The following is a 2,393-nucleotide window of genomic DNA, read 5'->3' on the forward strand; positions in this document are numbered from 1 at the left end:
GACACCACCCACGGCACCACCGCAGGAGCGACCACGCCACCCTCCGCGACCGCCTCCCCCGGCGCCTCCTCGACGATCACATGCGCGTTCGTGCCACTCAGTCCGAACGACGAGATGCCCGCCCGGCGCGGACGCCCGACCGTCTGCGGCCACTCCCGGGCCTGCGTCAGCAGCTCCACCCGGCCCGCTTCCCAGTCCACCTGGTCGGAGGCCGTTTCCGCGTGCAGGGTGCGCGGCAGCACACCGTGCCGCATCGCCATCACCATCTTGATCACACCCGCGACACCCGCGGCGGCCTGCGTATGACCCATGTTCGACTTGACCGACCCCAGCCACAACGGCTCACCCGAGACCGGACGCTCCTGCCCGTACGTCGCCAGCAGCGCCTGCGCCTCGATCGGATCACCCAGCCGCGTCCCCGTCCCATGCGCCTCCACCGCATCCACATCGCCGCCGCCCAGCCCGGCGTCCGCGAGGGCCGCCCGGATCACCCGCTGCTGCGACGGACCATTCGGCGCCGTCAGACCATTGCTCGCACCGTCCTGGTTCAGAGCCGAACCCCGCACCACCGCCAGCACCGGATGCCCGTTGCGCCGCGCGTCCGACAACCGCTCCAGCAGCAGCACGCCGACGCCCTCGCCCCAGCCCGTACCGTCCGCATCGGCCCCGAACGCCTTGCAGCGCCCGTCCGTGGACAATCCGCGCTGCTCGCTGAAGTAGACAAGCATGTCGGGTGTGCCCATGACGGTCACGCCGCCGGCGAGGGCGAGGGAGCACTCCCCCGAGCGCAGCGCCTGCGCCGCCATATGCAGGGCGACCAGCGACGACGAGCACGCGGTGTCCACCGTCACCGCGGGGCCCTCCAGGCCCAGGGTGTAGGAGACCCGGCCGGAGACGATGCTGCCGGCCGTGCCCCCGCCATAGTCGTGGTACATCACGCCGGCGTAGACACCGGTGCGGCTGCCCCTGAGCGACGTCGGGTCGATGCCCGTCCGCTCCAGCGCCTCCCAGGAGACCTCCAGCAGCAGCCGCTGCTGCGGGTCCATGAGTGTGGCCTCGTTGGGGCTGATCCCGAAGAAGTCGGGGTCGAACCAGGCCGCGTCGTAGAGGAATCCGCCCTCTCGCGCATAGGTCTTCCCCGGCGTCCCGGGCTCGGGGTCGTAGATCCCGGGGTCCCAGCCCCGGTCGTCGGGCAACGGGGCGATGGCGTCGACGCCATCGAAGACCAGCCGCCACAACGCCTCCGGCGAGGTCACTCCGCCCGGGTAGCGGCAGGCCATGCCGACGATCACGATCGGGTCGTCACGGTCGCCGGCTGCCCCGGTTCCGGCGGAAGCGGCGCTCTGCTCCTTCTCGTCCGCGTCCCCACCGTCGAGCTGTTCGAGGATGTACGCGGTCACGTCCTGCGCGGTCGGGTAGTCGAAGATGAGGGTGGCCGGCAGCCGCAGGCCGGTGGCGGTGTCGAGCTGGTTGCGCAGTTCCACGGCCGTCAGGGAGTCGAAGCCCAGTTCGTCGAAGGCGCGCCGTACCTCGATCGCTTCGGCGGAGGCGTGCCCCAGGACCGCGGCGACCTTCGTACGGACGAGGTCGAGCACCAGGGCGATACGTTCGGCGTCGGCGAGTCCGGCGAGCCGGGCCCGCAGCGCGTTCCGGTCGCCGCCGGCCCCGGCGGCGTCTGCCGCCCGGCGTCCGGGGGCGCCCAGGAGGCCCCGCAGCAGCGCGGGGGCCTCGGCGGCATGGGCGCGGAGCACCGCGAGGTCCAGGCGTACGGGCACGGTCGTGGCCCGGCCCGAGTTCAGCGCGGCGTCGAACAGGGCCAGCCCCTGTGTCCCGGACACCGCGGGGGTACCGGCCCGCCGCATGCGCTCCACATCGGCCGCGCCCAGCGCGGCGCCGAGTCCCGCCGCCACGTCCCACAGACCGAAGGCCATGGAGGTGGCCGCCAGCCCGGCCGCCGCGCGCCGCTGGGCGAGTGCGTCGAGGAAGGCATTGGCGGCAGCGTAGTTGGCCTGCCCGGTGGAGCCCAGCGTGCCGGCGATGGAGGAGAGGAGCACGAACGCCGACAGATCCAGCTCACAAGTCAGCTCATGCAGATACCAGGCAGCATCCGCCTTCGCCCCCAGCACCCGGTGCATGCGCTCCGGCGTCAGCGCACCGACCACACCGTTGTCGAGCACACCGGCGGCGTGGACGACACCGCGCAACGGACGTCCGGCATCGATACGAGCCAACAGGTCCGCCAGCGCCGCACGGTCGGACACATCGCACGCGGCGACGTCCACTGACGCGCCCAACTGCTCCAGCTCACCCCGCAGTTCTACGGCGCCCGGAGCATCCGGGCCACGACGGCTGGTCAGCAACAGATGGCGCACACCGTGCTCGGCGACCAGATG

At 72.4% G+C, this 2,393-nt stretch carries 1 protein-coding gene; it reads right to left on the minus strand.

Going from position 1 to position 2,393, the window contains the following annotated elements; translation table 11 throughout:
* The coding region (locus tag BZY54_RS16440; RefSeq protein ID WP_143668066.1) for a type I polyketide synthase at nucleotides 1–2,393 on the minus strand (2,393 nt) is incomplete at both ends.

It is taken from the genome of Streptomyces carpinensis (assembly GCF_002154505.1).
Taxonomy (GTDB): Bacteria; Actinomycetota; Actinomycetes; order Streptomycetales; family Streptomycetaceae; genus Streptomyces; species Streptomyces carpinensis.